The 26,509-nt window shown below is 61.1% G+C and carries 28 protein-coding genes; 12 read left to right on the top strand and 16 right to left on the bottom strand.

From position 1 onward, the window contains the following. The first annotated feature begins 150 nt into the window (after positions 1 to 150). Positions 151 to 1,380, top strand: coding sequence for a 2,3-bisphosphoglycerate-independent phosphoglycerate mutase (locus tag J3L12_RS01680; RefSeq protein ID WP_208013313.1), 1,230 nt, complete (start codon positions 151 to 153; stop codon positions 1,378 to 1,380). Here J3L12_RS01680 and J3L12_RS01675 read toward each other — a convergent pair. Beyond that, a complete protein-coding gene (locus tag J3L12_RS01675; RefSeq protein WP_208013312.1) occupies positions 1,377 to 2,558 on the bottom strand; it encodes a VanW family protein in 1,182 nt (393 codons plus the stop codon). The two genes, J3L12_RS01680 and J3L12_RS01675, sit on opposite strands and share 4 nt — an antisense overlap. A 41-nt stretch (positions 2,559 to 2,599) precedes the next feature. Beyond that, positions 2,600 to 3,232 carry a tRNA (guanosine(18)-2'-O)-methyltransferase TrmH gene (gene trmH, locus J3L12_RS01670; protein ID WP_208013311.1) on the bottom strand — a complete coding sequence of 211 codons (633 nt, stop codon included), beginning with the start codon at positions 3,230 to 3,232 and terminating at the stop codon, positions 2,600 to 2,602. 32 nt (positions 3,233 to 3,264) lie between these two features. Between trmH and J3L12_RS01665 the strand changes: the two genes are divergently transcribed. Then, on the top strand, positions 3,265 to 4,233 hold the full coding sequence (locus J3L12_RS01665) for a zinc-binding dehydrogenase (protein WP_208013310.1): 969 nt from the start codon (positions 3,265 to 3,267) through the stop codon (positions 4,231 to 4,233). Here the strand turns inward: J3L12_RS01665 and J3L12_RS01660 are convergent. Next, positions 4,230 to 5,246, bottom strand: a complete 1,017-nt coding sequence (locus J3L12_RS01660) for an aldo/keto reductase (protein ID WP_208013309.1) — start codon at positions 5,244 to 5,246, stop codon at positions 4,230 to 4,232. The two genes, J3L12_RS01665 and J3L12_RS01660, sit on opposite strands and share 4 nt — an antisense overlap. 305 nt (positions 5,247 to 5,551) lie before the next feature. Further along, positions 5,552 to 6,193 carry an ATP phosphoribosyltransferase gene (gene hisG, locus J3L12_RS01655; RefSeq protein ID WP_208013308.1) on the bottom strand — a complete coding sequence of 214 codons (642 nt, stop codon included), beginning with the start codon at positions 6,191 to 6,193 and terminating at the stop codon, positions 5,552 to 5,554. A 317-nt stretch (positions 6,194 to 6,510) separates the two neighbouring features. On the opposite strand from hisG, the gene J3L12_RS01650 reads away from it, so the two are divergent. The 3 genes from J3L12_RS01650 (at position 6,511) to J3L12_RS01640 (ending at position 8,652) form a co-directional block, all read left to right on the top strand. Beyond that, positions 6,511 to 7,239, top strand: a complete 729-nt coding sequence (locus J3L12_RS01650) for a pseudouridine synthase (protein ID WP_208013307.1) — start codon at positions 6,511 to 6,513, stop codon at positions 7,237 to 7,239. A 309-nt stretch (positions 7,240 to 7,548) separates the two neighbouring features. After that, on the top strand, positions 7,549 to 8,169 hold the full coding sequence (locus tag J3L12_RS01645) for a nitroreductase family protein (protein WP_208013306.1): 621 nt from the start codon (positions 7,549 to 7,551) through the stop codon (positions 8,167 to 8,169). A 39-nt stretch (positions 8,170 to 8,208) separates the two neighbouring features. Beyond that, positions 8,209 to 8,652: a hypothetical protein gene (locus J3L12_RS01640; RefSeq protein ID WP_208013305.1), complete on the top strand. Its 444-nt coding sequence runs from the start codon at positions 8,209 to 8,211 to the stop codon at positions 8,650 to 8,652. 249 nt (positions 8,653 to 8,901) lie between these two features. Here J3L12_RS01640 and J3L12_RS01635 read toward each other — a convergent pair whose 3' ends face one another. From J3L12_RS01635 to J3L12_RS01625, 3 genes are all read right to left on the bottom strand, one after another. Then, positions 8,902 to 9,204, bottom strand: a complete 303-nt coding sequence (locus tag J3L12_RS01635) for an HU family DNA-binding protein (protein WP_208013304.1) — start codon at positions 9,202 to 9,204, stop codon at positions 8,902 to 8,904. A gap of 107 nt (positions 9,205 to 9,311) precedes the next feature. Continuing rightward, entirely contained in the window at positions 9,312 to 9,953 is a 642-nt protein-coding gene (locus J3L12_RS01630; protein ID WP_208013303.1) for a lysophospholipid acyltransferase family protein, read from the bottom strand. A gap of 280 nt (positions 9,954 to 10,233) precedes the next feature. Beyond that, positions 10,234 to 11,214 carry an MDR family oxidoreductase gene (locus tag J3L12_RS01625; RefSeq protein ID WP_208013302.1) on the bottom strand — a complete coding sequence of 327 codons (981 nt, stop codon included), beginning with the start codon at positions 11,212 to 11,214 and terminating at the stop codon, positions 10,234 to 10,236. A 221-nt stretch (positions 11,215 to 11,435) separates the two neighbouring features. Here J3L12_RS01625 and J3L12_RS01620 point away from each other — a divergent pair, with 221 nt between their 5' ends. The 4 genes from J3L12_RS01620 to J3L12_RS01605 all read left to right on the top strand — a co-directional run bounded on the left by J3L12_RS01620 (position 11,436) and on the right by J3L12_RS01605 (position 15,320). After that, a complete protein-coding gene (locus tag J3L12_RS01620; protein WP_208013301.1) occupies positions 11,436 to 12,269 on the top strand; it encodes a sulfurtransferase in 834 nt (277 codons plus the stop codon). Between the two features lie 367 nt (positions 12,270 to 12,636). Next, on the top strand, positions 12,637 to 13,971 hold the full coding sequence (locus tag J3L12_RS01615) for a flavin monoamine oxidase family protein (RefSeq protein ID WP_208013300.1): 1,335 nt from the start codon (positions 12,637 to 12,639) through the stop codon (positions 13,969 to 13,971). Between the two features lie 65 nt (positions 13,972 to 14,036). Further along, positions 14,037 to 14,897, top strand: coding sequence for a menaquinone biosynthesis prenyltransferase MqnP (gene mqnP / locus J3L12_RS01610; protein WP_208013419.1), 861 nt, complete (start codon positions 14,037 to 14,039; stop codon positions 14,895 to 14,897). Between the two features lie 36 nt (positions 14,898 to 14,933). Beyond that, the gene (locus tag J3L12_RS01605; RefSeq protein WP_208013299.1) at positions 14,934 to 15,320 is read left to right on the top strand and encodes a hypothetical protein; all 387 of its coding nucleotides are present in this window, start codon (positions 14,934 to 14,936) and stop codon (positions 15,318 to 15,320) included. Between the two features lie 34 nt (positions 15,321 to 15,354). On the opposite strand, the gene J3L12_RS01600 is transcribed toward J3L12_RS01605, so the two are convergent. The 3 genes from J3L12_RS01600 to serA all read right to left on the bottom strand — a co-directional run bounded on the left by J3L12_RS01600 (position 15,355) and on the right by serA (position 19,016). Then, the gene (locus J3L12_RS01600; protein WP_208013298.1) at positions 15,355 to 16,158 is read right to left on the bottom strand and encodes an SDR family oxidoreductase; all 804 of its coding nucleotides are present in this window, start codon (positions 16,156 to 16,158) and stop codon (positions 15,355 to 15,357) included. A 57-nt stretch (positions 16,159 to 16,215) separates the two neighbouring features. Beyond that, positions 16,216 to 17,280, bottom strand: coding sequence for an aminotransferase class V-fold PLP-dependent enzyme (locus J3L12_RS01595; RefSeq protein ID WP_208013297.1), 1,065 nt, complete (start codon positions 17,278 to 17,280; stop codon positions 16,216 to 16,218). Positions 17,281 to 17,450: 170 nt separating this feature from the next. After that, a complete protein-coding gene (serA, locus tag J3L12_RS01590; protein WP_208013296.1) occupies positions 17,451 to 19,016 on the bottom strand; it encodes a phosphoglycerate dehydrogenase in 1,566 nt (521 codons plus the stop codon). A 497-nt stretch (positions 19,017 to 19,513) separates the two neighbouring features. On the opposite strand from serA, the gene J3L12_RS01585 reads away from it, so the two are divergent. The 3 genes from J3L12_RS01585 (at position 19,514) to dtd (ending at position 22,008) form a co-directional block, all read left to right on the top strand. Continuing rightward, a complete protein-coding gene (locus J3L12_RS01585) occupies positions 19,514 to 20,353 on the top strand; it encodes a DegV family protein (RefSeq protein WP_208013295.1) in 840 nt (279 codons plus the stop codon). Positions 20,354 to 20,561: 208 nt separating this feature from the next. Beyond that, positions 20,562 to 21,392: a DegV family protein gene (locus J3L12_RS01580; RefSeq protein WP_208013294.1), complete on the top strand. Its 831-nt coding sequence runs from the start codon at positions 20,562 to 20,564 to the stop codon at positions 21,390 to 21,392. Between the two features lie 151 nt (positions 21,393 to 21,543). Then, positions 21,544 to 22,008: a D-aminoacyl-tRNA deacylase gene (dtd, locus tag J3L12_RS01575; RefSeq protein ID WP_208013293.1), complete on the top strand. Its 465-nt coding sequence runs from the start codon at positions 21,544 to 21,546 to the stop codon at positions 22,006 to 22,008. A gap of 367 nt (positions 22,009 to 22,375) precedes the next feature. Here the strand turns inward: dtd and J3L12_RS01570 are convergent, their stop codons facing one another. The 6 genes from J3L12_RS01570 to J3L12_RS01545 all read right to left on the bottom strand — a co-directional run. Next, positions 22,376 to 22,786, bottom strand: coding sequence for a hypothetical protein (locus tag J3L12_RS01570; RefSeq protein WP_208013292.1), 411 nt, complete (start codon positions 22,784 to 22,786; stop codon positions 22,376 to 22,378). Positions 22,787 to 23,207: 421 nt separating this feature from the next. Then, positions 23,208 to 23,351, bottom strand: a complete 144-nt coding sequence (locus tag J3L12_RS01565; RefSeq protein ID WP_208013291.1) for a hypothetical protein — start codon at positions 23,349 to 23,351, stop codon at positions 23,208 to 23,210. A 92-nt stretch (positions 23,352 to 23,443) separates the two neighbouring features. Further along, the gene (locus J3L12_RS01560; RefSeq protein WP_208013290.1) at positions 23,444 to 23,935 is read right to left on the bottom strand and encodes an SMI1/KNR4 family protein; all 492 of its coding nucleotides are present in this window, start codon (positions 23,933 to 23,935) and stop codon (positions 23,444 to 23,446) included. Between the two features lie 29 nt (positions 23,936 to 23,964). After that, positions 23,965 to 24,543, bottom strand: a complete 579-nt coding sequence (locus tag J3L12_RS01555; RefSeq protein ID WP_208013289.1) for a hypothetical protein — start codon at positions 24,541 to 24,543, stop codon at positions 23,965 to 23,967. 27 nt (positions 24,544 to 24,570) lie between these two features. Continuing rightward, positions 24,571 to 25,953, bottom strand: coding sequence for an AHH domain-containing protein (locus J3L12_RS17045; protein ID WP_208013288.1), 1,383 nt, complete (start codon positions 25,951 to 25,953; stop codon positions 24,571 to 24,573). Positions 25,954 to 26,192: 239 nt separating this feature from the next. Beyond that, positions 26,193 to 26,509, bottom strand: a 317-nt coding sequence (locus tag J3L12_RS01545) for a hypothetical protein (protein WP_208013287.1), incomplete at its 5' end; no start/stop codon positions are given.

Raw genomic sequence — 26,509 nt, 5'->3', positions numbered from 1 at the left:
GACGCATCAGATTCCTCACTTCGCTTCGCTGCGTTCGGAATGACAAGTAAATAAAGTTACCAGAGCACCAGAGCAGTTTTGCAGACCGGCAGCTAGCGCATTACTGGGCTTGCTGCTAGAACACGGCCTGTCCATCGGTAGAATGGGCGCATGGACATGCTCCCGGTGATTGCCGAGTTGTCGCAAAAAACCCCTTCCAAGATTCTGTTGGTCGTGCTGGACGGCGTGGGCGGGCTGCCGCAAACGCCCGGCGGGCCCACCGAACTGGCGGCAGCCCACACCCCCAATCTCGACGCCCTGGCAAAAGAGAGCGCTCTGGGCCTCCTGACCCCGGTCTATCCGGGCCTGGCCCCCGGCTCGGGCCCCGGCCACCTCTCGCTCTTTGGCTACGACCCCTTCCAGTACCTGGTGGGGCGGGGGGCGCTCTCGGCCATTGGAATCGGGGCCGATTTCCAGGACGGCGACGTGGGGGTGCGCGGCAACTTTGCCACCCTGGACGCACAAGGCCTGGTGGTAGACCGCCGGGCAGGCCGGCCCAGCGACGCCGAGAACATGCGGGTGGTGGGCAAGCTCGAGGCCGCCATTAGCGAAATCGAGGGGGTGCGGGTGAGCTTCTACACCGAGTCCGAGCACCGCTTTGTGGTGATTTTGCGCGGGGCCGGTCTGGGCGAAAAGGTGAGCGATACCGACCCCCAGAAAACCGGCGTGACCCCCCTCGCCTCGCACCCCCACGATCCAACCGACGCGGCCAGCGCCAAAACCGCCCGCGTGCTCAACGCCCTCACCGCCCGCATCCGGGAAGTGCTGCAGGACGAGCCGCAAATTAACGGCGCGCTCTTCCGGGGCATCTCCGAGAAACCCCGGTTTCCCAGCATGGCCGAGGTCTACAAGGTGCGCCCGGCCTGTGTGGCCAGCTACCCCATGTACAAGGGGGTGGCCAGCCTGGTGGGCATGGACGTGCTGCCGGTGGAGGGAGCGGAAGACGCGCCTGAGGGCAAGGTCAAGGCCCTGCAAGCGCACTGGAACGAATACGACTTCTTCTACCTGCACTTCAAGAAAACCGACAGCACCGGCGAAGACGGCAACTTCGCGGAGAAGACCCACAAGGTGGAGCTATTCGACCACCTGCTGCCCGAGCTGCTGGCCCTGAAGCCCGACGTGCTGGCCATCACCGGCGACCACTCCACCCCCTCGGTGCTGAAGGCCCACTCCTGGCACCCGGTACCCCTGCTGCTGCACGCCCCTTATCTGCGCAACGACCCCGCCCAGCGCTTCACCGAGGACGAAGCGGCCAAAGGGAGCTTAGGCCACCTGCGCGGGGTGGAGCTGATGCCCTTGCTGCTGGCACACGCCGGCAAACTGCAAAAGTACGGGGCCTAGCGATTGCGGGCCGGGCGCAGGGCGGTCTGGGTGGGCAGGCGGTAGCCGTGGTTGTCCGGCGCGTCGTCGGTGGCGGCGGTAATCACCCGGCCCGAGCGCAGGCGGGTGCCCTCCCCCACCAGCCAGACCGCGCCCCAGGGGCGGTAGGTGCTGCTCAGGGTGTCTTTGGTCACCTTGCCGTTCGCGAAGCGAATGGTGCGGTAGACGTTCACGGTGGCCCCCTCGGCGGCCCAGTCCACCTGCACAAAGCGCTGGGCGGGCAGCTCGGGGCTCACGATGTAGCGGGTGGGCGGGGCCGGGGTGCGGCTCAGGATGACCGGGTTGCTCCAGGTAACTTCGCGGTCTTTGGTGCCGAACACGCGGAAGGTGAGGCGGCTGCCGCTCACGCTGCTCTGGATGAGCAGGTGGCCGGGGGTGTCGTTTTTGAACCTGAGGTCGAGGGAAGGCAAAAACACCGCTGCATCGAGGCCGGTGGGCTGATAGTAGCGCACCTGGTAGCTGTGCGGGCGGCGCTGCACGATGGGCAGCCCGGAGAAGTAGGCCGAGCGGAAGAGGGTGGTGGAGACCTGGCACATGCCCCCGCCCACGCCTTCCACGGTCTGTTCGCCGGAAATCACAAAGGCTTTTTTGAAGCCGGTGCGCTCGGAGACCTCGCCCATGGCTTTAGCAAAGGAGAAGGTCTGGCCGGGGGCAATCTGCACCCCGTTCAGGCGGCTAGCTCCCAGGGTGATGTTATAGCGGCGTTCGTAAGAGGAGCCCGCAAAGGAGGTGGTGGCCTCGGCCAAGAGCTGGCGGATGCCCAGGTTGTAGTAGTAGGGCGCACCCCTGGGGTGAAGGGTGTGGGTCACCGGAAGCACAAACTCACTCTGCCCAGCTTTGAGGGCCCCCTGGTAGCGTTTTTTGGCCTCGGCAACCGCAAAGCTGTGGCCCATCTGGTCTACCAGCACCCAGTCCTTCAGGGCTTCGTCGTAGAGCCAACGGGCCTCCCGCGCAGGCCGGGCGGCTTTGCTCAGCAGGGTTTCGAGCTGGCCCACCCCGCCAATCTTGATGCGCTGCGGGCTGCCCACCGTAACAATCTGACCCTTCTCGATGCGGTTCTCGAGGGCGTAGTAGATGCCATCGGGCCCGGCCAGGGCCGAGGAAATCCAGACCAGCAATGCTAGAGCGGCTATTCGCATAGCTACAATCTACGCCCAGATTTGCGTAAAAACTGTGCAATTCAACCCTGCCCCCGCTCATGCCGCATCACCCAGTGTTCCAGCACCTCGGCATAGCGCTCGGGGGACAACCGCGGCTGGCTATAAAACCCCGCCCTTATGCGCTGCCGCTGGGCCTCGAAAAGGATCACCGCCGCCGCTACCGATACGTTCAGGCTCTGCACCATGCCCATCATGGGAATCTGGATATGCCCGTCCGCTAGCTCGGCGGCTTCCGGCGAGACCCCCCACTTTTCGGTGCCCAACAAAATGCAGGTCGGGCGGGTGTAGTCGGCCTCGCGGTAGTCCATCGCCCGCTCGGAAAAATGCGCAGCCAGCACCTGAAACCCCTTAGCTTTCAGGTGCGCAATCGCCGAAGCCGTGTCCTGGTGGATGTGGAGCCCCACCCACTTGGCCGCCGAGCCGGAGGTCTCGTTGTAGGTTTTACCTTTCAGCTCGAGGCCCTCGGCGCCCTCGAGGTCGGGAATCCCATGCTTGGCCGGAATCGCATGGGCCTCCAGCACCCCCACCGCATCGCAGGAGCGCAGGATGGCGGAGAAGTTGTGAGGCTTGTGCACCCGCTCCATCAGCACCGTCAGGTCGGGCTGGCGTTTGTCCAGCACCGCGCGCATTTTGGCAAGGCGTTCCGGCGTCACGGGGGTTCATTGTATCGTGCCAAAATAGCGGTATGAAAGCCATCGTGGTAGAACAAAACGGCCCCCCCGAGCACCTGCGCTACCAGGAGCTGCCCGACCCCAGCCCCAAAGCGGGCGAGGTGTTGGTTCGCACCACCCTCACCAGCCTCAACTACGCCGACGTGCAGGCCCGGCGGGGCGGCTACGAGGCGGGCTCGCCCCCACCCTTCATCCCTGGGCTGGATGCAGTCGGAGTCGTAGAAGCGCTGGGGGATGGCGTGGAGGGCCTGCGGGTAGGGCAACGGGTGGCGGTGTTTGCCACCGGGGGTTCGTATGCCGAAAAGGTAGTCGCCAAAGCGGTACTCGCCTACCCGGTTCCCCCCGAGCTGCCCGACGAAGCAGTGTCGGGCCTCACTGCGCTGGTTACGGCCTACAACACCCTGACCTGGGCCGGGCGGCTGCAAAAAGGCGAGACCGTGCTGGTACACGCCGCCGCCGGAGGGGTGGGGAGTCTGGCGGTACAGATGGCCAGAGCACTGGGCGCCGGACGGGTGTTTGGAACCGTGGGCAGCCTCGCCAAGACCGGGTTTGTGCGCAACCTGGGAGCCGATGAAGTGCTGGGCTACGAGGGCTTCGCCGAGCAGGTTCTGGGCCTCACCCAGCAACAAGGCGCCGACCTGATCCTGGACTCGGTAGCCGGCGAGGTCTTTAACCAGGGAATGCAGTGCCTGGCCCCCTTTGGCCGGATGGTGGTGTATGGGCACGCCGGCGGGCAGCCCGGCACCTTCGAAACCAGACCCCTGCACCGCCAGACCAAGGCTGTGGTGGGCTACAGCAGCGGGCACTACCGCCGCAGCCGGCCCGAGCTGCTAAGGCCCACGGTGGAAGCGGTGTTTGAGCTGCTAAAGGCCGGGAAAATCCGGCTGGAGATTGGGGCCCGGTTCAAGCTGGAAGAGGCCCCCAAAGCCCACGCCCTGATGGAGAGCCGCCAGAGCATGGGCAAAATTCTCCTGTATCCCTAAACCTCCCGCTCGGTGCGCGAAAGGGGCCAGCTCGACACCTCGGCCAGCGCGGCTATCTCCTCCGGGCTCAGTTGCAGGCGAACCGCCGGCATCAGGCCTTGTAGTTGTTGCACGCTGTTAGCCCCAATGATGGGCGCCGTCATGAAGGGGCGCGAGAGCAGCCAGGCCAGCGCTATCTGCGCCGGGTGCGCCCCGTGCTGCTGCGCAATTTCCAGGATTTTGTCCAGAATCTTCCAGTTCTGCTCGCTAAAGCGCCCACTGGCGATGCCCTGGGCCCGTACACTCTCGGGCAGGGGCTGGTCGCGGCGGTACTTGCCGGTCAGGAAGCCACCGGCCAGGGGGCTATAGGGAATCACCCCCAGGCCGTAGGTTTCGCACACCCTGGCCAGTTCCCGCTCGAAGTTCATGCGGGTGGGCATGGCCAGGCTGTACTCGGGCTGGATGGACACAAAGCTTTCCAGGCCGTGCTTGTCCGAGGCCCACAAAGCCTGCATCAAGCGCCAGGCCGAGAAGTTGGAGCAGCCGATGTAGCGCACATAGCCCTTGCGTACCAGATCGGTCAGGGCCGATAGGGTTTCTTCGATGGGCACCTGGTTATCTACCCAGTGCACCTGGTAAAGGTCGATGTAGTCTATCTGTAAGCGGCGCAGGCTGTCCTCCACGGCCCGCATGATCCAGGCCCGCGACAGCCCCTCGCGCTGCAAGGGGTGGTTGCGCCCTTCGGAACCGCCGGGCCCCATGGCCCCGCGCACCTTGGTGGCCACAATCACCCGGTCACGCAGCCCCCGGCTCTTGAGCCAGCGACCAATAATTTCCTCCGAAACCCCGCCGGGGTTGCCCGCGGCCCAGGTGGTGTAGATATCGGCGGTGTCTATCAAATTGCCCCCCGCTTCCACAAAGGCGTCCATAATGGCAAAAGCTGTGGGCTCGTCGGCAGTCCAGCCAAACTGCATGGTGCCGAGGGCGATGGGGTGAACAAACAGGCCGGATTTTCCCAGTCTACGGTAGCTCATAGGGCTCGATTCTACGTCGGTCATGCCTCAGGTAAAGGGCACTGGCTCCTATATGGAGAGCAGCCATGCAATGAGCATGTATAAAGAGCAACCCATCTTTCGGCAGTGCAGTAGGTGACACCAACTTTAGCCGTGTAGCCTACTTTCAACGATACCCACGACGAAAGTGGGTGGTGAGTTTGAAACGTCTACACCCTACTTCCTACCCCCACTTCCTGGGGTATGCAAGGTGTTCAAGCAAAGATGGCATGAAGCACACCCTCCCCCACCCCTCGGGGAGGGGTTTTTCAGTGAACCAAATCCGGTCAGGTGGAGGCCGGCAGGGTATGGGCATTGGCTCGCAAACGTTCGATGAGGGGGCGCAGCAGGTCGCGCTTGAGCTTAAGCGACTGCCGGTTGACGATGAAACGGGCGGTGGAGTGGGCCAGCACCTCGAGCTCCGCCAGACCCGCCGCCCGCAGGGTGGCCCCGGTCTGCACCACGTCCACCACGGCATCGGCCAGCCCGGTAAGGGCGGCCAGTTCGACGTTGCCCGCCAGTTCGATGATGTCGGCGACCATGCCCCGTTCGCGCAAGACCTGAGCGGTAAAGCGTGGATACTTGGTGGCCACCCGACGGATGGGGCCGGTGGCCTGGGGGTGGCGAATCAGCGAGAGGCGGCAAGCACCGGTGCCCAGGTCTACGGGCTCGTAGACATCGCGCCCCGACTCCAGGAGGACGTCGTTGCCCACCACCCCCACATCGGCAATGCCCAGGTCTACGTAGGTGGGCACATCGTGGTTGCGGAGCTCGAGGATCGCCACCCCCCCCTCCTGCCCGTGCAACAAAGCCCGCTCGTTTTCGAGGGTCGGTAGGGCCAGACCTGCTCCTGCCAGGGCGTTGTAACCATCGGCAAAGTTGCGCCCTTTGGGCAGGGCCACGACCAGCGTGAAGCGTCCCCGTATCATCCGAGCTTTCTTATATCACAAACCATCCGGTAAGACTCAGGCAAGCGCGGGGAAACCAGACTGCCTTGCAGGCTTTTATCGTTATCCCCTTTCCCTCTCCCCTTGCGGGAGAGGGTGGCGACAGCGCCAGCCAGTAAGTGCTCCTTTCGCCCAATTAAACAATACTGGCGGTAACCGCTGTCGCCGGGTGAGGGGTTGAAACGACGATGCCTAGGCACATGATAAGAGCCTGACTGCCCTGCATAACCTTGACGCATAGCGCATAAGGCCGTATATTGAAATTATCAGCCCCGAAAAGCGGGGGTTTTTTATTTAACATGGCCAAAGAACGCCTGGACAAAGTGTTGGGACACCTGGGGGTGGGCACCCGCAAGGAGATCCATAAACTGGCTCGAGCGGGCCTGATTACCGTAGACGGCCAGGTTATCACCGACGCAGCCTTCAAGTTTGACCCCGCTTTGTCGCGCATTGAAGTGGCAGGCGAAGCGCTGGTTTATCAGACTTTTTTTTATGTAATGCTCAACAAACCGGCAGGCTATGTCACCTCCACCAGGGATCCCCACGGCATTCCCATCACCGCGCTATTGTCCGAGGAATGGCAGCGAAGCGACTGGATGCCAGTAGGGCGCCTGGACAAGGATACCGAAGGGCTCTTGTTGCTGACCACCGATGGCGAGTTGCTACACCGCCTGACCCACCCGCGCTGGAAGGTAGCCAAGCGCTACTATGTCGAGCTGGCTGCCCCGGCCACACCCGAGGATGTAGCGGTGTTTGCATCGGGCACACTTGAACTCGAGGGCGAGCCGCTCCAGCCTGCCGAACTCTTTATTGGCCCCGACCCCCACAAGGTGGAGCTGGTAATCCGGGAAGGCAAGTTTCACCAGGTTAAGCGGATGTTCGCTGCCAGGGGCAACCAGGTAACTTATCTCAAGCGGGTTGCTTTTGGGCCGCTAAAGCTGCCCCCCAACCTCGAGCCCGGTGCTTTCCGCCCTTTACATCCTGAGGAAATAGCCGCGCTGTATGGGGTCGTGGGCATGCAACTATAGAGCGCTCCCCACATGTTTTGAGCCACCCGATTTCAAGAATGCTTCGCTCTGGACAGAGCGGCCACCCATCCTGACAACCACGCCTGTGAATAGCGCGAAACAGGGCCTCTCCAGCCAATCCAAACAGTTGGCGTACTCTTTGCGAAGGATACATTTCGCTGCGGGGGAGCCATAGTTCAGCCGCAACATCCTGAAAGCTTCCCAGAGTCCCATGTTTTCAGAAATTGCTTCCCTTCGTCCACGCTGATGCTATGAATTGTATAGTACAACATGTTTGGCCGCTGAAGATGGGCTAGAGTAGGCCCTTGTATGGAAGCCGTTAGTGAGCGTCTTCTCTCGGTCAAGGAAGCTGTGCTGACCCGCCGCAGTATTCGCAAATTCAAACCCGAGCCGATTCCCCGAGAGAAGCTGGAGGAGATGCTTTCCCTGGCCCTCAAAGCCCCCAGTTCCAACAACCTTCAGCCCTGGCGGGTGGTGGTGGTGCAGAACCCCGAGCTCAAGGAGCGCTTGCGAGAAGCCGCCAACAACCAGGCCCAGGTGAGCTCGGCGCCTGCGGTGTTCGTGGTGTACAGCGACATGAAAGAGACCCTCGAGCGGGTCGAGGAAATCTTCCACCCTGGTTTTTCCGAAGAACAAAAGCAAGCCAGGGCCACGAATATGCGCAAGGCCTGGGAAGGCAAAAGCGACGAAGAGCGCGAAAACTGGGGCAAGGCCCAGGGCTTCATTCTGCTGGGTTTTCTGATGCTGATTGCCCGTTCGTTTGGCTACGACACCGTACCGATGGGCGGCTTCAATGCCGCCAAGGTCAAGGAACTATTGGGCTTGCCTTCGCATGTGGCCATCACGGCTTTGTTGCCTATCGGCGTTGCAGACGAAACCGGCTACGAACACCACCGCCACAACCTCGAGCGCGTGGTGCGCTGGCGGTAAAGGTTGTCTTTACTGAGAAACTTGCTCTAGGCTAGGAGCATGTACGATCTGCTGCTGTCCATCCACAACATCACCCGATGGCTGGTGCTGCTGGCTGCCATTTACCTGATCTACCGTAGCCTGAGCGGGCTCAGGAGCCGCACCTACGAGCCCGCCGATCGCCAGGCTGGCCTGATTTACACCGGCTTAATGGATTTGCAACTCTTGCTGGGCATCTTGCTACTGATTTTGAGCCCGCTGGTTCAGAGCGCATGGGGCAACTTTGGCGCAGCCATGCAAAATAGCCAGACCCGCTTCTTTATTGCCGAACACTGGGTGTTAATGCTGGCCGCAGTGGTTCTGGCGCATGTGGGCAGCGCCCGCGTCAAAAAAGTTACCGATGCCTCGCTCAAACAACGCCAGGCCTTGGTCTGGTATGGGCTCAGCCTGGCTTTGGTATTGCTGGCTACCCCCTGGTGGCGACCCTTGCTACGCCTGGGATAACACCCGATACAACAAGACATTTATCGCACCCCATCACAGCGTGGCCGCCCATCCCGGCGGCCATGTCTTTGTCCAGGGCAGAGGATTCTTAGTCACGGATAGCTCAACATTTGTGAAGAGCACTCTAACTCCGCTTAGCTTGATGGGTTCGTATCCGCACAGGGCGTCAAAAAAACTTCTGTGAGGTCTATCCTGGGCCAAAAGCAATAGAGGAGGCCGAAGCCTCCTCTATAGGAAGGGACTGCAAGTTTATTTCTTGACGGTTTCCTTCAGGGCTTTGCCGGGTTTGAAGGCAGGATACTTGGAAGCGGGAATCTTGATCTTTTGGGTGGTGCCGGGCTTCACGCCAGTGCGGGCCTTGCGGCTGCGCACTTCGAAGGTGCCGAAGCCGGTCAGTTGCACTTTGTTTCCGGCCTTGAGGGCATCCTCAACTTTGCTGAGGAAAGCATCCACAGCGGCCTTAGCGTCTTTTTTCTTCAAGCCAGCGGCAGCAGCTACTTGGTCAATCAGGTCAGCTTTGGTTCTGGTTTTCTTAGTTCCAGCTTTTGCCATATTGTTACCTCCTTTATTTTCCCTTCAGCACGGAGTGTATCACACCTTATCCACAAAATGCAAGCACCAGGGCGATGCTGGAGGCAGTTTCGCTCTGAACAGAATGCCTAAACGGTGGGCTTTCTGTGGTATTCGGGCGGCAAAAGCGCGGTTACGGCGGCCTCGAGCTGCCGTGTCACCTCTTCTAGGGTCTGGTGGTCGGTCTTTCCGGGGGGTAGGGCAATGGGGTCACCAAACACCACCCGAAGGGGCCGCCGCAAACGCGGCCCCTTCCCTACCGGCCAGGCTTTATCGCTGCCGATAATGGCCGCCGGAACAATCGGAGCGTTAGTACGCAAGGCGATGGCGGCCACACCGGTTTTGAAAGGCTCGATAAAGCCGGTGCGACTACGCCGTCCCTCGGGGAAGATACCGAAAGCCACGCCGTTCTTGAGGGTGCGAATAGCCGCCTTGATAGCGCCAAGGTCGCCTGCCCCCCTCGAGACCGGTATCACATACAGCCGTGGCAACAACCAGCGCAGGATGGGGTATTTGAACACATCGTCGCGTGACATGTAGCTCACCACCCTGGGGCAGGCCACCCCCATCACCACCGGATCCAGAAAAGACATGTGGTTGGAAGCCAGAATCACCGGGCCTTCTTTGGGAATCTTCTCGGCACCTTCCACCTTCAAGCCAAATAACAGGTGAAGCAGCACTCGAGCCAACACTTTGGCGCCACGGTAAACCCCAAGACCGTACTCGTACATCGCACCCCATCATAGAGCCCTCTTCACGAAAAACGAAGCATCCGGGGCTAAGAATCCTCTGTCCTGAACAGTACAGTGGCCGCCTAGAAACTCGAAACCCAAGCACCCATGGGCCCGGCCCACGCTTGGGGGCCTAACATGCGTCTAGGCGCAGACGCAATCTCGGTTTCGTGAGCGGCCCCGTCTGTGAAAAGCGCGATACGCAAAAATCCCGGCGCTACGCCTCAAAAGCCGGTGAGCGAGCGCCAAGTTGGCTCTGGGGTTCTCTAAAGCACCTACCTTAAGCGAGTCGTACAACGACACGCCCCCGTACCTGGCCTTTCAGGATGGCCTGGGCCAGCTCAGGCACTTCTTCCAGCGTTACCACTTGCATGACAGCCTCGAGAAGGGGCTTGGGCAGTTCTTGAGATAAGCGCTGCCAGGCCACTAAGCGCTTTTCCTTGGGGCACATCACCGAATCAATGCCCAGGAGGTTCACGCCCCGCAGGATGAAGGGGAAGACGGTGGTCTCGAGCTTCACTCCACCCGCGTTGCCGCAGGCCGCCACGCTGCCGCCATAGGCCATGCGCGGCAATACCCCGGCCAGCACTGCCCCACCCACGGTATCCACCGCCCCGCCAAACCGTTCGGACTCGAGGGGCTTTGCCGGAGCGGATAAAACAGCGCGATCCAAAATTTCACCGGCTCCCAGCGATTTCAAATAGCCCTCTTCGCTCGGGCGTCCTGTAGCCGCCACCACCCGGTAGCCCAGCCGGGCCAGCAGGGCTGTAGCCACGCTACCCACGCCCCCTGCCGCGCCGGTTACCAGCACTTCTTTGGATTTATCCAGGTGGTGGGCCTCGAGGGCCATCACCGCCAGCATGGCGGTAAAGCCTGCCGTACCGATGCCCATGGCTTGCTGCAAGGTGAGCCCTTCGGGCAGGGGCACCAGCCACTCGGCGCGTACTCGAGCCAGCTCCGCCAGCCCGCCCCAGTGTCGCTCGCCCACGCCCCAGCCGGTCAAAACGACGGCATCGCCCGGCTGGTAATCCGGCGAGGCCGACTCCACCACCGTTCCGGCCAGGTCAATGCCCGGCACCATGGGAAAACTACGGATAACCTTGCCCGCGCCGGTAATCGCCAGGCCATCCTTATAGTTGAGGCTGCTGTAAGCCACCCGCACCAGCACATCGCCGGGGGGCAACTCATCCACCGAAGCCTGCCGAATCTGGGCCGTATAGGGGTCGCCCGATTCCACTACCAAAGCCTTGAAGGTTTGCATGGCTACAAAATACAGGATGCCAACAGGATGCGTTTCGAATTGGCTCGAAGTCAAAGGCCGATAGCCAGTAGCCAAACACAAAAAACCCCCTGTACCAAAGAGCTTTTTTCCTCCAATTGCTATGCCACCGTGTAGAGCAGCAAAATAAGCCTAATCCCCCTAACCCTCGCTGTGGCCCGTGACCCTCGACCCTTGGCCCCCAACTCTGCTAGGCTTCTGCCATGACGCCCCTGGTCAGTGTCGAATGGTTGCACCAGCACCTCGGCCAACCAAAGCTTCGCATTGTGGACTGTCGCTTTTCCTTGCAAGACCCGATGGCCGGAAGGCGGGCCTACCAGGCAGGGCACATTCCAGGGGCCATTTTTTTGGATCTGGAGCAAGACCTCTGTGCACCCGCAAGGCCCGATCGCAAAGGAGGCCGCCATCCTTTGCCCGCGCCGGAGGCCCTGGCCGAAACCCTGAGCCGGGCCGGCATCGGCAACGAGCACCTTGTGGTGGCCTACGACGAACCCCCCGCCGGTGGCATGTATGCCCCGCACCTGTGGTGGCTTTTGCGCTGGCTGGGCCACGACCAGGTGGCCGTGCTGGATGGCGGTATAACAGCCTGGAAAGAGGCCGGCCTCGAGGTTTCTACCCTGGCCGTCGAATACCCCGCCACCTCCTTCAAGGCCCACCCCCGGCCCGAGATGGTAGTGGATGCCGACGCCGTGGCCCAGCGCCCGCCGGCCACCATCCTGATTGATTCCAGGGCCCCCGAGCGCTACCGGGGCGAGGTAGAGCCCATAGACCCCGTGGCCGGACACATTCCGGGGGCCATCAACCGCAACTGGCTGGACAGTCTGGAGGCTTCGGGGCGCTTCAAGAAAGCCGAGGCCCAGGCCGCACGGTTTGCCGGGCTCGAGGGCGAAATAATTGCCTACTGCGGCTCGGGCGTCTCGGCCACAGTGAATGTGCTGGCGCTCGAGCTCATCGGCAAACCGGCCAGGCTCTACGCGGGTTCGTGGAGCGACTGGATATCGGACAGCCACCGTCCGGTGGCGAAGGGCGTGGAGTAATACCAAATCTGCTCAGAAGTGACCCAAATGCAATATAAGAGACCCTCGGACGCGCCCCCTGGCGCGGCAAGTGAGGGGCGCGTTTAGCGCCGCTCACGCGCAGAGTTGGTATAACGAGCCGGGCTGGCATCCATACAAAAGCCGCAAAGCCTGCGGTTTCTGCCTTGAGCCAGGGCCACCAGCCCGGTGCACGGCCTGCTGGTGCGCTATGCTAGGGGGGAAATCGGTCAAGGGCAGCGGCTTTGGCCGCGCCTTCGGGGGGGCGACACCGCGCACAAACAGCCGTATTGACGGACTTGACTCCAAACAGATTTAAACCTGCAAACGGCAGGACAGAGGCCCTCGAGTACGCGGGCAGGTGGTTGGTATGAACGAGGCAGGTAGCAACCAGGCCGATGTGGTGGTGGTGGGCGCGGGGATTTCGGGGCTGGTGGCCGCTCGAATGCTGCAAGGGGCGGGGCTCAAGGTAATGGTGCTGGAGGCTCATCACCGGGTGGGGGGGCGGCTTTTGAGCAAAACCCTGCCCGACGGCTCGACCTTCGACCTGGGCGGGCAGTGGGTGAGCCCGGACATGCCCAAGGTTATGGCCCTGATCCGGGAGCTGGGCCTGACCACTTTCGAACAGCACAACTCGGGGCGGATTGACCTGGCGGTGCAGCCGCTCTCCTCGATGGACAAACTCACCCAGGCCGAGTGGGCCTGGGTCAAGGCCCAACTGGATTTTCTGGTCGAGAGTGTAAATGTGGAGAAGCCCTCGGCCACCCCCAATGCCTCTGCGCTGGATGTGCAGAGTGTGGAGGAGTGGAAGCGGATCAACCTGGACAGCCCCTATCTGCGCAACCTCTTCGACCAGATTATCCGCACCGAGTACACCATCGAGCCCAAGGACTTCTCGGTGTTGCACCTGCTTTATAGCCTGAAGAGTGCGGGCGGCTTCGAGGGGGTGCTGGGCCTCGAGCGCGGCAACGAAACCCTCCGGGTCAAGGAAGGCATGCAGACCCTCTGCACCCGGCTGGCCGAAGAACTAGGCGATGCCCTCCGGCTGAACTGCCAGGTCTACGACATTCTGCACGATGCCCAGGGCGTCACCGTCATTGCCGAAGGCTTGAGCGTGCGGGCCGGGCGGGTCATTCTGGCCATCCCGCCCAATCAGGTCACCCGCATAGACTTTGAGCCGGTGCTGCCCCGCCGCCGCACCAAGCTCATGCAGCGGCTCGAGATGGGCTCGGTAATCAAGTGCTTTGCCCTCTACGACCACCCCTTCTGGCGTCACAGACCCGCCACCCCCATAGACCCCGACCGGCTGCTCTTCGACGACACCATCGATGCCACCCCCTACGACGAGCGCAACCCCGCCCTGGTGGCCTTCATCGGGGGAGACGATGCGGTACTGTGGAGCGACAAGCCATTTGAAATTCGCCGCCGGGCGGTGCTGGAAGACCTGGCCCTGGTTTTTGGGGAGGAAGCCCTCTACCCCAGGCTCTACTTCGACCACGACTGGCTCACCGAGCCCTTCATTGGCGGAGGCTACCAGTGCTACGCCCCGCCGGGGGTGATGTCGGCAGGGTTCGAGGAACTGCGCGTTCCCATCGGGCGTATCCACTGGGCCGGAACCGAGACTGCGGTGCACTACTACGGCTACATCGAGGGGGCCATCGAAGCCGGGGAGCGGGCCGCTAAGGAGGTTCTGGAGAGCCGATAAAACTCTGCAAAACCCCCATCTGCCCACATTGCGCGCCGGGCCTCAAGGTAAACTTGGGCAGACGTATGGTGGCCCTGACCAGCCGACTCAAAACCTATCTCGATCTGGTTCGTTTCGAGCATACCCTCTTCGCCCTGCCCTTCGCCTACGGCGGCATGCTGCTGGCCGCCCGGGGCTGGCCGGGCTGGGAAGTGTTTGCCTGGATTACCGTGGCCATGGTGGGCGCCCGCACCGGGGCCATGGCCCTCAACCGCCTGATTGACCACCGCATAGACGCCGCCAACCCCCGCACCGCCGGGCGGCACCTGCCCAGGGGGGCTGTCAAACCCGGCGAGGTGCTGGCCCTATCGGTGGTGGGGCTGCTGCTGCTCAGCCTGGCCGCCTTCAACCTGAACCCCCTCACTGCCCAGCTCCTGCCGGTAGCGGTTTTCTTTCTGGTGGGCTATAGCTACACCAAGCGCTTTACCTGGCTGTGCCACTTCTGGCTGGGCCTGACCATCGGAGCCGCCACCGCAGGCGGCTGGATTGCCGTTACGGGCGCATTTGAGCCCGCACTGTTCGCGCTCTGGGCCGGTACCGCCTTCTGGCTGGCGGGCTTCGACATCCTCTATGCCACCCAGGACTACCAGTTCGACCGCGAAAACGGCATCTACAGCATTCCGGCCCGCTTTGGCATCCCCACCGCGCTGCGAATTGCCCAGGTCTCCCATGCGCTCACCTTTGGCTTCTTCTTGCTGACGGGGGTACTGTGCGGAGTGGGCTGGGTTTACTACCTGGGGGTGCTGGGTGTGGGCGCGGTGCTCTGGTACGAACACCAACTGGTAAAACCCCACGACCTGAGCAAGGTAGACCAGGCGTTCTTCCAGGCCAATGTGGTGGTGAGCCTGGGGATGCTACTGACCATTTTCCTGGATACCTTGATTTGAACCACCCTGAAGCCGCGTTCCCGTTATCCTCGAGTCATGTCAACGCTGGGCTTGCTGCTCTCCCAGGGGCTCGTAACTGTGGGCCTACTCGTGCTGGTATATGGATTTTTCCGCACCTTTAGCCCCAGCCAATACGACGAGCTTGGCGTTGTTTCGGTTCTATTCGTTCTGGCGGCCCTGGCCGTAGTCAACCCGATCTGGGGCATCTGGCTCAAGCCGTGGGGGAGCTGGCTTCTTTACACCCTCCTGTCGGCTGTGGGAGGGCTTTTTCTCTTGTCAACTGCGGCCTGGCTTTACGATCTTCTGCGACCTACTGGGGTCAACTCGCTTGGCCCCGCAGCCATGGCCTTTTTGCTACCGGCCTTTCCCTATGTGTTTTCCAGCCTGGTTGCCCTTGCAATTCGCTGGTGGATACATCGCTAGAGGCTCCAGGAGGCCGGCAAGCGGTCTTTGCCGCCTAACCCCCCAGCAGCGAGCGCATCTGCCGCTGGATGAAGCGGGTGGCCCAGGCGGGGGCCAGCCGGTAGAGGAAGTCCATCAGGCGTGCATCGGAGCCCACCAGCACCCGGAAGCGGTTCTGCTCCATGCCGGCGATAATGCGCCGGGCAGCTTCCTCGGGCGGCAGGGGTTTGAGCGACGAGCGCCCCTGGCCTTCCGTCTGGCGAATCTCTACCCCCGAGTTGGCGGTAATGTTGGTGGCGACCGCCCCCGGAAAGACCACCGTGACCCGCACCGGTGTGCCCAGGAGTTCGGCATACAGCCCCTCGGTTAGGAGCTTGACCGCCGCCTTGGAGGCCCCGTACAGGCTCTGCCCCGGCACCGGCAGAAAGCCGCCCATGCTCGAGATGTTCACAATATGGGCCTCGGGGCGTGCCAAAAGGTGTGGCAAGAAGGCCTTGGTCAGGTACAGAGTGCCGTAGAAGTTGACGTTCATGACCCGCTCAATGGCCGCATAGTCCAGGTCGTTCACCCGCACAAAGGGTTGGATGATGCCCGCGTTATTGATGAGGCCGTCCACGGCGCCGTGCCGGGCCAGAACCGCCGCCGGGAGGGCCTCCACGGCCTCTCGCACAGTAATGTTGAGCACGTGGGTCGAGAGGCGCCCTGGGTTTGCGGCCAGCGAAGCGGTTTCTTGCAAACCCGCCTCGTTGATGTCCACTGCAGCAACCTGCGCTCCCCTGGACAATAGCTGCAGCACCAGCTGGCGGCCCAAGCCGCTTCCCCCACCGGTGACCACGATTACTTTCCCCTGCACTTGCATGACTTCACCTCCTAGGGCACTTTTACCACATTGCAGCAGGTGTATTGCCCCCCAGGGTCAGGCCCGAAGCTCGGCCCAGACCTCCCGCAGCATCTGGGCTACAGCGTAGGCATCGTAGAGGTCGGAGTAGCCCATCAGCGAGAGGCGGAACACCTTGCCCTTGAGCTGGCCCTGTCCGCCGATGATGGTGGCCCCCCGCGCAGCAAAGGCGTTTTTGACCTGGCTGTAGGAAATCCCTTCGGGCAGGTAAAAACAGGTGGTGGCAGGGCTCCTCACCTCGGGCACCACTTGCAGGCCAAGTTGCTCGCCGGTGGCGTACAGCAGGTCGTTCTGCTGTTTCTTGAGGGCCAGGTGCTCGGGCAGGCGGGGCAGCAGGTCTTCTAGCACGGCGGCGGTGGCAGCCACCAGGTTGATGGCGGGCGTCCAGGCCGACTCGCCGCTCTTTTGCACCTTGAGCTCGGCCCCCAGGTTGAGGTAGAAGCTGCGGGGCTTCAGGCGCTCCAGGGCGCGGGGCGAGAGGGCCGCATAGGCCAGCCCCGGCGGGCACATAATGCCCTTTTGCGAGCCACAGGCGGCGGCGTCGAGGCCCCAGCCCTCGAGGGCAAACTCGCTGACGAACAGGCTGGTAATGGCATCCACCACCACCAGCGCCTGGGGAAAGCGGGCCTTGAAGACCTGGGCCAGCCCCTGCACGTCGTTAAGGGCCCCGGTGGAGGACTCGGAGTGGGTGAGCAGCAGCCCGGCAAAGGGGCCCACGGCGCTTTCCAGGTGCTCCGGGCGCACCACCTGGCCCCAGGGGAGCTCCAGACGAACGACCTCGAGGCCCGCTTCTGTGGCAATCCTGGCCCAACGCTCGGAAAAGTTGCCGTGCACCGGCACCAGCACCCGCTCGCCGGGGGCAAACAGGTTCTGCACCAGCGCGTCCATGGCCGCCGTGCCCGAGCCGGTAAGCAGGAGCACCTGGCCCTGGGTCTGGAAGGCGGCCTCGAGGCCCGCCTTGGCCTGCAAGAAGACCTGTTTGGCGGCGTCCGAACGGTGGTGAAGCTGCGGACGGGAGAGGGCTTCTAAGGCTTTGGGGTGCAGTTCCACCGGGCCGGGAGTGAGCAGGCGAGGGCGGTACATGGGCTCTATTTTAGCCAGGATGAGGCTGGTATCCTGTCATACCACCTTTGCTCGAACCTTGGCATACTGCAGGAGCGGTGCAATGGGGAGAGGGGTTGGGGCCCCACTACCCGCTCCCTCTTGTTTGTATTGGTAAAACCCGGTGGAGCCCGATAAAACTTCCCCTATGGCTACAGCGCGGCCAGATCCACCCGCTCGAGCACATCCAGCCCTCGCAGCGCCTCCAGCACCGCCTCGCTGGGGCGCTCGTCTATGGCCAGCACAAACAGCGCCTTGCCGCCGGGGTTGTCGCGGCCTAGCTGCATACCGGCAATGTTGATCCCGTTCTCGCCCAAGAGCGTACCCACCTTGCCCACCACCCCCGGTCGGTCGCGGTTCACGCAGACCAGCATGTGCCCGCTGGGGATGGCCTCCACCATGTGGTCGTCAATGCCTACAATGCGGGGCTTGCCCCCCAGCACCGCCCCTCGAGCCACCCGCGACTCCTTGTCGGTCTCGAGGCGCACCTCCAGCACCTGCCGGTAGTCGAGCGACTGCTCAACCTGGCGGGTGATGAGCGAGATGCCCCGATCCCGCAGCAGGGGCCGCGCCGAGACCAGGTTGGCCGCCCCTACTTCCAGCACCTGCTCCAAAAGCCCCTTGGCCACCGCCGAGGCGATGGGGTCGGGGTTCTTCTCGAACTCCCCGTAGTAGGAAACCTCGACTGTCTGGGGACGGCCCTGGGTAATCTGGGCCAGCAGCTTGCCCAGCGCCTCGCCAAGCGGCAGCCAGGCCGAGAAGAGCTGCAAGCCCTCGGCGTCGAAGCCGGTGTTGAGGGCATGGGCCAGGTTGCCTTGCAGGGTCTCGATAACGCGCTCGAGCACCGCCTCCCCCACCCGCTCCTGGGCTTCCAGGGTGTTGGCCCCCAGGTGGGCGGTGTGCACCACCCTGGGATGATGCACCAGTGGGTGTTCGGCGTTGGGAGGCTCCTCTACAAACACATCCAGGCCCGCCCCCCACAGGTGCCCCTCGTTCAGCACCTCCACCAGGGCCTTTTCGTCCACAATGCCGCCCCGCGCCGCATTCACCACCACCGCCCCTTTGGGCAGCAGGTAAAGCTCGCGGCGGCCAATCATCCCCCTGGTTTCCTCGGTAAGAGGGGTATGTATGGTTAGAAAGTGGCTCTGGCGCAGCATATCGGCCAGGTCGTCCAAGAGCTCCACCCCCAGGGTCTGGGCCCGGCTGCGGGGGATGTAGGGGTCGTAGGCCAGCACCCGCATATCAAAGCCCTTGGCGAACTTGGCCACCTGCCCCCCAATGCGCCCCAGGCCCACAATCCCGATGGTCTTGTGGTTCAGCTCGAGACCCAGGTACTTGCGATCCCACTGGCCCTGGCGAATTTTCTGATCCGACTCCACCACGCCCCGCGCTGTCGCCAGCAACAGGGCCCAGGCCAGCTCCGCCGCCGAGCGGGTGTTGGCCTCGGGTACGTTTACCACCAGAATGCCCCGGCGGGAGGCGGCCTCGAGATCCACGTTATCCACCCCCACCCCACCCCGGCCCACCACCTTGAGGTTGACCCCGGCCTCGAGCAGCCTGGCATCCACCTGGGTACGGCTGCGGGTAATGAGAGCGTCATACTGCCCGATTACCTGCAAGACCTCTTCCCGAGCCATTCCAGGCCGATAATCGAGCCGAAGATCCGGGTGCTTCACCTCACCCAGCCGCATTTCATCGGTTACAAGCACTTTCCACATAGTTTTGTCCTGGGAGCCAGCCGGTCTACCCCGGCATTCGCCCCAACCTTATCACCTTGTCCCAGATGGCACAAGCTCTTGGAGAAGGCGAAGCCGGTTCGTATTGGATTCAAAAACAAAACCAAAGATTCAGGAGCTTGTCTTTTTGGAATCCTGAAGCACACCCCACCCTGTCGGTCGGTGAAAAAGCGTCTCCTGTTGGTCGAGTTGATTCGTCGCTACATAGCGACGAAATATCCGAATCGAAAATGGCGGTCAAAACCCTCTCCCAGCAGGAAAGGGTAGGGCGAGGAGAAAAGATTGGACGATACCAGAGCAGCAAATGTACTTTTCATTTCGCCGGTCTCAGTAGTATCAGATACTCAAAGTGTCAGGCTCTATCCAAAATCCCATGAGGCCCACAGAACAAACCCTGTGCTAGACTTACGGAACAGGTGTGACCTTACCCAAAAACCCTGGTGACGGGCCGACAGCCCGAACCACAAAGGAGAAACTGCATGAAAATAGCCATCGTAACCGACTCGACCTCCGACCTACAGGCCCGCGCTGCGGAGATGGGCGTGGAAGTGGTACCCCTCTACGTCAACTTCCAGGGCAAAATCCACAAAGACTGGGTGGAAATCACCCCCGCCGACATCTTCGCCGGGGTAGCCGCCGGGGCCGCGATGCCCAGCACCAGCCAGCCCTCCCCCGCCGACTTCAAGGCCGCCTACGAGCGCGCCCTGCAAAAAGCCGACCACGTACTCTCGATTCACATTTCCTCCAAGCTTTCCGGTACGGTAGGCTCGGCCAACCTGGCCGCGCAGGAGTTCCCAGGTAAGGTTACGGTCTTCGATTCGCTGGCCGCCAGCATGGGCATCGGGATGATGGTCGAGCGGGCCAAGGAGCTTCTGGATCAGGGGGCCGACCTGAAGCAGGTACTGGTCGAACTCGAGCGCATCCGCGCCGACCACATCGTGCGCTTTACCCTGGCAACCCTGGACTACCTCAAGAAAAACGGGCGCATTGGCGGGGCCCAGGCCCTGCTGGGAGGCCTCCTGGGCATCAAACCCATCCTGACCGTCAAGGAAGGCAAGGTCGAGGCTGCAGGCCGGGCCAGGGGCGAGAAAAAGGCGCTGGCCGAGATGGTCGAGTCGCTCAAGACCTGGGCCGCAGGCCGTCAGAAAATCCGTATCTACTATCTCTATAACGCCGAAGAAAGCGATGTGGCTGCATTCAAAGCCGCCGTACAGGCTGCCGGGCTGCCCCTGGAAGAGCGCATCACCAGTAGCATCGGGGGCGTGATTTCCACCCACACCGGGCCGGGGCTGTACGGGTACTACGCCTACAGCCTGTGAGATGCCGTGTGGGTTGCTAATGGCTCGATAACCGAGATAACCGACCTGCGACGGAGGGTTAGCATCTTTGGAGCGCGGCCACAAATAACCCAGCCTCCCTTGAAGGCCGTTGAGGCCAGTAGCGCCCATCAGTGACGCGTGCGTTTGCTACAAAATCAGCTATACTCGCCTGAATCAGGTTTTTAGGAAAGGCAAACGGGAGGTAGAGATGGAACGTACCGCATTCGTGGCCGATTCAACCCTGGGCCTGAGCCCCCAGGAAGCCCTCGAGCGAGATGTGTATGTAATCCCTCAGCAGGTCATTATCGAAGGCCAGAGCTACCGCGACTATGTGGAGATGACCCCGGACGAGGTGATAAAGGCCCAGCTCGCTGGCAAAAAGGTGAGCACCAGCCAGATTTCACCGGTGGATCTGGAGGCTTTGTACAGGGATTTGCTCGAGAAATTCGACCGGATCGTTTCGGTACACGTCTCCAGCAAGCTTTCGGGCACCTGTGCTACAGCCCGTATGGTAGCCGAGAAGTTCGGCAACCGCGTCAAGGTGATTGACGGCCTGACCCTTAACGGTGGGCTTTCCTTTGTAATCGAGGAGGCCCGGCGCAAGCTCTCGGCGGGGGTGCCCTGGGACAAGCTGGAAGAAGCCATCGCCCCCCTGGTAGAACGGGTGCGGGGCTTCGTGCTGCCCGCCACACTGGAATATTTGCACCGAGGCGGGCGGATTGGCGGCTTGCAGCATTTCATCGGCTCCCTGCTCAAGCTGCTGCCGGTGCTCGAGGTGCGGGATGGGCTGGTAAGGCCCCTGGCCCGGGCCAGGGGCTGGCACAAGGGCTTAGAGGAGCTTTCCCAGGCTTTTCACCAGGCCTTTCCCGAGGGAGCGCGGGTGATCCTGGCCCACGCCTACAACCCCCAGGGCACCGAGGAACTCCGCAAGCTCATCAGCCAGGAGGGTGTGGTGATTGAGGACGTGCGCGAATGCGGCCCCGCCGTGGCCGCCCACACCGGCCCCGGCACGGTGGCGCTGTTCGCTGCACCAAGGTGAGCCAGGGTTCACACGCCAGAGTTAGGCTCGAGGGCCCCCACGCTCGCCACATGGCACTGGTCAAACCCCGCGCTGAAAGCACAGCGCCTTTTGGCCCCAGGCGTTCAGCTCTCGGCTGACAACACCCCCCCTCCCCTGTTATTGTCTGGGCGTGCGTGCCGTGGTGCAAAGAGTCTCCCGGGCCCAGGTGGTCGTAGCGGGCGAGATCGTGGGCCAGATTGGACAGGGGTTGTTGGTACTGCTCGGGGTGGGTAAGGGCGACACCCCAGACGATGCCGCCTACCTGGCCCGCAAGATTGCAGGGCTGCGGATTTTTGCCGATGCCGAAGGCAAGATGAACCTGGCCCTGCCCGATGTCGGGGGCGAGGTGCTGGTCGTGTCGCAGTTCACCCTGTATGGCGATACCCGCAAAGGCAACCGGCCCAGCTTCATCGAGGCGGCGCTGCCCGAGGAGGGCCGACGGCTATACGAGCGTTTTTGCGACCTGCTCACAGCGCAGGGGCTACATGTCGAGACTGGCGTTTTCCAGGCCCACATGGAGGTGTATCTGGTCAACAATGGGCCGGTGACCATCTGGCTGGATTCGGCGGAAAAACAAGCCCCCAGGCGTGTGTGAGGACAATCGGGGTGTTCCAAGCAAGGTGAGCTCCTTTATTCCAACGGAGAAAAAGTTAGGGTCGTAAGGAAAGGTAGCGGTACGGGAGGCATTGGAGGCGGAATACCGGAAGACCCCGGCTTCGATCAGCAGTCTGGCAAGGAAGTATGGGGTGGGGATGGTACGGCGTGGGGGTGGTGCAGCTCGAGAGTAATCAGATCAAAGGAGGGGTCGGAGTCTACGTGAGGAAGACGTTCATTAGGAAAAAGTATGCGGCTCCAGGTAAAAAAATCCCATATTAGTTCGGATTCCTTATTGAGCATGAGTCTACTGCCCTGACTTACTTCCATTTGGATTAATCACCTCTGTAACCCGAATAGTTACTCTCCTACTCTTGAAAGTTGAAGGGGTCTGATAACTTTGTGTTGTAGTCTTGATAAACGCTCAGATCCTCAATCTGCCAGGGTTCCCCCGGAAACATCTCCTCCCAGATGTCCTGGAAAAACTTCCGAACATCGTGCGGCAGCTCGAACGGCAGTTCCAGCTCATCCTCGAGATGAAGCGCTTGCAGGGCGCTATTCGGAAGTGCACTGAGGGCATACCGCCAGGACTCCTTGACCCGCTGGGCCGACTTGCGGGGCATAAACTCAAAATAAGGCCGGATGTGGTTCTCGACCAGCTTGCGGATGCTGCTGGGATTGATCATGTTCAAGTTGGCGATGTCCTGGGCGCGTTCTTCGTTGCCCTCCCCGAGGGTAGCAAAGATTTGGTGCAACCAGTGGCTGTTGACTATGATCACTCGCTTACCTTTGGCGCCCATCGTTTCTCCTTCAGCACAGGGAACACAGTGATGATTCGGCCATCCTTATCGTATATGGCGCTTACCATGATTGTTGTGGCATATTCCTTTCCTCCTTCGTAGTACCCTCCTCCCACTGTTTTACCCATGGAGAATGTCTCTATGGAGAATATCTCTACGGATGCACCACTGTACTGTTTCGCTGATGGAGACCGCAGGGGGGGTGCTGTCCGGGCTGGTGCAGGCGGCCAGGAGGAGTGGGGGGAGGGTGTGGAGATAACGGGGTAACATGGGGAGACCTCTTCAAAACATCAGCGCAGTAGTCTAGCAGAACAACACGTTTGTTTTGCCCTCATCGCTTTTTTGCGTTCCAAATGTTTCTTGCAACAAACCTTTCCGCGGCCTCGAGGTTCCCGCACACTTACCGTCGCTTTTTATCCTTGAACGGAGGTTCACCATACTTTTCGGTAAGGGTGGGTTCTATGAAAACCTGCGGGTTGGCCTCCCAGGCCCGTTGCATAATGGCTCGCATCAGCTCGGCCCGGTTGCTGAAAGGGTGGAGCATAAACGGTGATCTCCGATCAGAGTTAGCCGTTTGAAAAGCAATAATGAACGAGAGGTTGAAGAAGTTACCGTGACCTCCTGGCGCAATCTCAATCACCGTAATATCCCTTTGAGACCTCTACGCACAGTGTCCAAAAGAAAATCCCCAAAATCGTCGAAAACCGTTTCAATAGCTGCAGATGGTATTTCAGCACTTGGGAAGACGAGCGCTACTGGCGATTCATTCTCTTCATTACGGCGGCTCAGGTCAATAACGAAAAGACGGCCATCCCCAAGATCTGCGATAGGCAAGAAATACTTTGGAAAGCCCTTACTGCGCAAGGCTTTAGTGAGCCAGAGTAGATCTGGTACTGCTCCTCCCGGATATTTTCCTCCCATGAGACCATAGATTTCTTCACTTCCCACTGTTATTTGACCATATTCTAGAAGATAGGTTCTAAACATGGGCGGAAAAACAACGTCAAGCTCGTTTTCAGCATCACTTACAACCGATTCTTCTAGCTCACCTACAATATCTTCTGGCTCTAATAAGTCTTTGTTCTGGCTAAGAAGGCCGAGAGCTTCATCGAAGTTTTTTCGACTCATTAGTATCCTCTTATTCATTCTAGCTTCTGCTACTGGAGCCCGACTTTGAACTCGCCCAGGGGCACGTAATTACACCCGGTGATCTTGTGCCGGTCCAGGGTTTGCTTCAGGTCTTCGTGAATGAGAACGAATGCAAATAGCTCGGCGGGACGAAAGAGTAGGTGGCCCGCCTGCAGGATCTCCTCGGTTAGCACCAGCCGCCTCACCGCAACGATACTGCTTGGGTAGTCGGGGCCTAACACCAGGTCAGAGCGGGCAAAGTCTACCGCGGGATAGATCTCAAGCAGGTGAAAGGCCAGGTAGTCCACATCGAGTTTCTCCCCCGAGACCTCGTCCAAAACATCCGCCGGGAAGGCCTCGAACCGGATGGGAAAGGTAGCCAAAAGTTCCACCAGCCGTCGGGAGTACATATCGATCCCGGTGCCGCAGGCGTAGTTGTCCACAAACTTTGCCTTCTTGGGTACGAAGAACTTGAAGCGTTCGGGCCGCTTGGTGAGGGGTTGGGCCAACCACCAGTGGGGCTCACAATCCTCTATCGTCGGCTCCGAGTCGGCCAGCAGGCTTCGGCTTCCCCAGCCTCTAATCCTGGATTCAAAAATGTAGTACACCCTCTACCTCCTGTCGGACATAAACACTTAGCGGAAGGCTTGGTTCAGCGAAACGCCTCCCCCTTTGGACTGGATCTCGTGGGCAAGCTTCCCGGCCAGCGCTCTCACCTCTTGGGCGACCCGCGCATCGGACCAGCCTTCGATTAGTGAGCGAGTTTGTAATTGATACAGCTCTCTTTGGACACTTTGCGTATAGTTGGGATGCGACCCCCGGTGGAAGGGCATTCCCATGGACAGGCTGTCGGAAGCGGTGGTGGGAATCAACAACCCATTGTAACTTGCATCCATATCGAACCCACCCCTAACGGCCCTTTTGAGGGCTGGATCTGTGCGGAATAATTCTTGTGGAATCAGGTGGTGCGCCTGCAGTCCATCCCCGACCTTTCCCCCGAGGTTTCGATCCAGTCGACTGGCCATCCCCAACGCCTTCGCCACCCGACCAAAGGAAATGACCCCGGTCACCCGCTCGGCGGTGCTGAGGGACTGTCCGGTGAAGAGATCCCTGCCGGTCAGGGCTCCGTAGATGCCGGTGATGGTGCCCACCAGGGGGTTGAAGCCGGCCACGAAGCCCACCGCCCCGCCCAGCTGCTGGTTGGCCCGCCGCTGGTACTCCGGGCTCAGCAGGGTGGAGACGTCGTCCACGTAGCCCTGCAGCAAGCCCTTGTAACCCGCAGCGTCGAAGAAGGGGCCCCCGCTGGGGTCACGCACCTTTCCACCCACCTGTTTGGCCTGGAGGCCGGCCCACGCCACCTCGGCCATGCGATCCAGGCTCACGCCCCCCGACCCCACCCCGCGGGCCGCAATGACCACGGCGGCGAACTCGATGGTGAAGCTCAACTGCTCTTTGGGGTCTTGCCAGGTCTTAACGAAGTCGAGGACGGCCTCCACCTTAGCCCGGTATGCCTCAGGCAGCTTGCCCTGGCGGATTAAGGCCTCCGCGTGGCTCTTGAGAAGTTCGGCGGAACGATTGGCCAGTTTGTCGGCCAGGTTGCCGCCCATCTGGGCTAGTTGTTCGTCGGTCTTGTGCCGGAGTTCCTGCTCCAGGGTTTGAGCGTACTCGTTGAGGGCTTGCAACCAGCGGACGAAGTCTTCCCAGGACTGGGGCGTAACCACAGGCGGGGTATCCCTCTGGGGCCCCCACCCCGGCGGCGGGTTCACGCCAATGGGGCTGCCGCCTGGGCCGACCGGGGGTAGTTGGGGGAGCGCGATGGTGCTGGGGGCCACCACACCCAGGGGGCCGTCCTGGGGGTTCGTGCTGGTGGGCGGGGGCGCGGTCTGGCCCGGAGGGGTGGGGACGGTGGGAGGAGCTAGGGGGCGGGGGCTGCATCTCCGTGGGGGTACTGAGTTTTTCAGGTGGTTGGGCTGCGGCTGTAAGGCTACCCCCTCGAGACCCTCGAGGTTCCCGCACACTTACCATCGCTTTTTCTCTTTGAATGGGGGTTCACCATACTTTTCGGTAAGGGTGGGTTCTATGAAAACCTGCGGGTTGGCCTCGCAAAATAACATGTTATGTCTAAAAACCACTAACTTGCATTTGGGGTAACTGCCCCCCCATCCACTGCTGACCTTCAAATACCCAAACCTTGCAACAGAGCAAGATCTACCTGACTTTGCGAGCCTTACTGAACCTAGCTAATCACTGGTGCTAGTCACAAAACGATGTTAGCAAGGCACAGGTTCGGGAAGGCGGCGATGAGGTTGATGGCAATGATGAGGTAAGCCCACCAAGCAGTAAAGCCAAGTTCAGTACGGTGATGGCGTTTCTTGGCACCGAAAAAACGGGTTAGTTGAGACAACAACCTTTCGATGGACATACGCTCTGACCAGGTCTTATGGGCACAGAACTTGAGACACGCCGGAACCTGGCTTCTGTCCTTATCCCTGAAGCCCAAATCCACCAGGATGATGGCCTGCTGATTGAACTGCTGAAATAAAGCATTGAAATGCTTGTCAGCAACATTGGCCG

The sequence above is a fragment of the Meiothermus sp. CFH 77666 genome (genome assembly GCF_017497985.1).
Taxonomy (GTDB): Bacteria; Deinococcota; Deinococci; order Deinococcales; family Thermaceae; genus Meiothermus.
The sequence above is the reverse complement of the archived record's forward strand: the minus strand, read 5'-3'. Positions and strand labels throughout refer to the sequence as shown.

Excerpts from the sequence above, each read along its gene's own strand:
- J3L12_RS01675 (WP_208013312.1), bottom strand. The coding sequence starts at position 2,558 with ATGCGAATAGCCGCTCTAGCATTGCTGGTCTGGATTTCCTCGGCCCTG.
- hisG (WP_208013308.1), bottom strand. The coding sequence starts at position 6,193 with ATGATACGGGGACGCTTCACGCTGGTCGTGGCCCTGCCCAAAGGGCGC.
- J3L12_RS01650 (WP_208013307.1), top strand. The coding sequence starts at position 6,511 with ATGGCCAAAGAACGCCTGGACAAAGTGTTGGGACACCTGGGGGTGGGC.
- mqnP (WP_208013419.1), top strand. The coding sequence starts at position 14,037 with ATGGTGGCCCTGACCAGCCGACTCAAAACCTATCTCGATCTGGTTCGT.
- J3L12_RS01600 (WP_208013298.1), bottom strand. The coding sequence starts at position 16,158 with ATGCAAGTGCAGGGGAAAGTAATCGTGGTCACCGGTGGGGGAAGCGGC.
- J3L12_RS01635 (WP_208013304.1), bottom strand. The coding sequence starts at position 9,204 with ATGGCAAAAGCTGGAACTAAGAAAACCAGAACCAAAGCTGACCTGATT.
- J3L12_RS01660 (WP_208013309.1), bottom strand. The coding sequence starts at position 5,246 with ATGAGCTACCGTAGACTGGGAAAATCCGGCCTGTTTGTTCACCCCATC.
- J3L12_RS01625 (WP_208013302.1), bottom strand. The coding sequence starts at position 11,214 with ATGCAAACCTTCAAGGCTTTGGTAGTGGAATCGGGCGACCCCTATACG.
- J3L12_RS01585 (WP_208013295.1), top strand. The coding sequence starts at position 19,514 with ATGAAAATAGCCATCGTAACCGACTCGACCTCCGACCTACAGGCCCGC.
- J3L12_RS01620 (WP_208013301.1), top strand. The coding sequence starts at position 11,436 with ATGACGCCCCTGGTCAGTGTCGAATGGTTGCACCAGCACCTCGGCCAA.
- serA (WP_208013296.1), bottom strand. The coding sequence starts at position 19,016 with ATGTGGAAAGTGCTTGTAACCGATGAAATGCGGCTGGGTGAGGTGAAG.
- J3L12_RS01680 (WP_208013313.1), top strand. The coding sequence starts at position 151 with ATGGACATGCTCCCGGTGATTGCCGAGTTGTCGCAAAAAACCCCTTCC.
- J3L12_RS01630 (WP_208013303.1), bottom strand. The coding sequence starts at position 9,953 with ATGTACGAGTACGGTCTTGGGGTTTACCGTGGCGCCAAAGTGTTGGCT.
- J3L12_RS01595 (WP_208013297.1), bottom strand. The coding sequence starts at position 17,280 with ATGTACCGCCCTCGCCTGCTCACTCCCGGCCCGGTGGAACTGCACCCC.
- J3L12_RS01580 (WP_208013294.1), top strand. The coding sequence starts at position 20,562 with ATGGAACGTACCGCATTCGTGGCCGATTCAACCCTGGGCCTGAGCCCC.
- J3L12_RS01645 (WP_208013306.1), top strand. The coding sequence starts at position 7,549 with ATGGAAGCCGTTAGTGAGCGTCTTCTCTCGGTCAAGGAAGCTGTGCTG.
- J3L12_RS01665 (WP_208013310.1), top strand. The coding sequence starts at position 3,265 with ATGAAAGCCATCGTGGTAGAACAAAACGGCCCCCCCGAGCACCTGCGC.
- J3L12_RS01565 (WP_208013291.1), bottom strand. The coding sequence starts at position 23,351 with ATGCTCCACCCTTTCAGCAACCGGGCCGAGCTGATGCGAGCCATTATG.
- J3L12_RS01560 (WP_208013290.1), bottom strand. The coding sequence starts at position 23,935 with ATGAGTCGAAAAAACTTCGATGAAGCTCTCGGCCTTCTTAGCCAGAAC.
- J3L12_RS01605 (WP_208013299.1), top strand. The coding sequence starts at position 14,934 with ATGTCAACGCTGGGCTTGCTGCTCTCCCAGGGGCTCGTAACTGTGGGC.
- J3L12_RS01615 (WP_208013300.1), top strand. The coding sequence starts at position 12,637 with ATGAACGAGGCAGGTAGCAACCAGGCCGATGTGGTGGTGGTGGGCGCG.
- J3L12_RS01640 (WP_208013305.1), top strand. The coding sequence starts at position 8,209 with ATGTACGATCTGCTGCTGTCCATCCACAACATCACCCGATGGCTGGTG.